This window comes from Imhoffiella purpurea (genome assembly GCF_000585215.1).
In the GTDB taxonomy this organism is placed as follows: domain Bacteria; phylum Pseudomonadota; class Gammaproteobacteria; order Chromatiales; family Chromatiaceae; genus Imhoffiella; species Imhoffiella purpurea.
The window spans coordinates 1-554 of sequence record NZ_AONC01000080.1; the positions used below are offsets into that span (position 1 = coordinate 1).

Annotated in this window: 1 protein-coding gene; it reads left to right on the forward strand. The window is 50.2% G+C overall.

The window, feature by feature from the left end:
* Window positions 1-540 (forward strand): class I SAM-dependent methyltransferase (locus tag D779_RS19840; protein WP_157726472.1); only part of this gene is annotated, 540 nt, incomplete at its 5' end.
* Window positions 541-554 lie beyond the last annotated feature (14 nt).

The window sequence follows — 554 nt, forward strand, 5'->3', positions numbered from 1 at the left end:
CTGACCACTTTCGCCACGACGAAGCCTTCTCTCGTTGTTACAGAAGCTCAAAGCATACCCTCGAAACGACATCATTTCGAGGCCGCACCCGAAATGATAAGAATTGCCGGGCAAAAAGCGAAAGACCATAATGTTGGCCATATCGAGCTCAAGGTCGAGGACGCCTGCAACCTGAGCTTCCCGGACAAATCATTCGACACCGTTTTGGCGGCAAATGTGCTGCATTTGCTTTTCGATCCGGATAAAGCAATGCTGGAAATGAAACGGGTGTTAAAAGATGGTGGTGCTATTATCGTTCCAACCTATTGCCACGGGCAAAATCCGATAAGTCACCTTGCATCGCGTATGATGTCTCTACTTACCCACCGTGGCTTCAAGGCCCGCAGCCGCTGGTCGGTAGAGGGCTTTAGCGACTTCGTGCTCGGACATGGGTTTCATGTCAAGAAAAAGGTGATCATAAGAGGCGTTATACCTGTCTCATACAGGTTTTCGGCAGAGTTCCCTCGTGAACAGTCTGGCCCCATGGTAAGCTCCTCATGATGAACGACTACCGA